The sequence below is a fragment of the Thiomicrospira microaerophila genome (assembly GCF_000934765.1).
In the GTDB taxonomy this organism is placed as follows: domain Bacteria; phylum Pseudomonadota; class Gammaproteobacteria; order Thiomicrospirales; family Thiomicrospiraceae; genus Thiomicrospira; species Thiomicrospira microaerophila.
The window spans coordinates 1-1,031 of the sequence record NZ_JYNN01000108.1 but is presented as its reverse complement, the minus strand read 5'-3'; the positions used below and the strand labels follow the sequence as shown (position 1 = coordinate 1,031).

2 protein-coding genes are annotated in these 1,031 nt (G+C 37.7%); both read right to left on the bottom strand.

Features of this window, described 5'->3' with window-relative positions; all coding sequences use genetic code 11:
* Positions 1-34 precede the first annotated feature (34 nt).
* Complete coding sequence (nadS, locus tag NA59_RS12775; RefSeq protein ID WP_044413619.1) at positions 35-316, bottom strand: NadS family protein; 282 nt, start codon at positions 314-316, stop codon at positions 35-37.
* A gap of 1 nt (position 317) precedes the next feature.
* Positions 318-650 carry a type II toxin-antitoxin system RelE/ParE family toxin gene (locus tag NA59_RS12770; RefSeq protein WP_044413617.1) on the bottom strand — a complete coding sequence of 111 codons (333 nt, stop codon included), beginning with the start codon at positions 648-650 and terminating at the stop codon, positions 318-320.
* Positions 651-1,031: the final 381 nt, after the last annotated feature.

Sequence of the window (1,031 nt, the reverse complement as noted above, 5' to 3'; positions counted from 1 at the left end):
TGTCCTTTTAGTATTTAATTACTTAAAGATCTGTTTAGTGGGAAGCGAGTTCTTGATAAAAACTCGGATTGTCTTGAATGGTTGCCAACACCTTAGCGGCAAGACCTGTTGGATTACGTCGTTTGGTTTCCCAGCTCTTCACCGTATCCACACTGGTACCTAGGGCACTGGCAAACTCCTGTTGAGATACCTTTAGCTGGGCGCGAATAGCTTTGACATCACTGATTTCAAAACGTGTAACCTTGCCTTCTTTGTGTCCATTTTTGATTTCAACCGCCTCTTCTAAGGAAGCTTTTAACTCTTCAAATAAACTCACCTTAGTGTTCCTCTTTTAGTTTGTGTGTTAATTTCTTCAAAACTACTTTTTCAGCAAGGGTTAGCGTCTCTTTCTGGCTTTTTGGATAAGCCATCACGAGATAGATAACATCTACGAGTGCAATAAAGTAGATCACTCGCACACTCCCGCTTTTCCCCTGATTTCCAACCGCCATTCGTACTTTTCTAAGCCCACCTGTTCCTTGAATAAGACTGCCCTTTTCAGGTTGTGCAATCAACTCTTTTTGCAACTGCTGCAATTCATCATCGGTAGCCAAAGATTGAATTTGCTTAGTAAAAATTGACGTTTCTATAAATTCAATGGCGTGACTCACTCAGGAAATCCTTTTTATTTAACATGTACATTGTACATAAAATTAATTTCATAAGAAACTTTCAAGAAAGCCTTTATGCTACCTTACCCATTCAAAGCTTTTGATACTTGACTGTCCTTTAATTAGTGACGACTTGGTGCATAATGCATAAAAGTGGGTGTCCTTCTAACTTTAATTTCTAGATTGCAAATAGCCAATATTTTTATTAGAAGGGAATAAAAGTGGGTGTCCTTTTAAATAAATCTTTACTTAATGCTTAATGTATTGACATGTTCCTTAGCTACGGCAAACATTAAGCTAATGATTTCAAAAGCTCGATAAAAGCTGGGTTCGCAAGCGTTAAACCAAAAATCATCAATCCAATAATCACCTTGAGTAAGG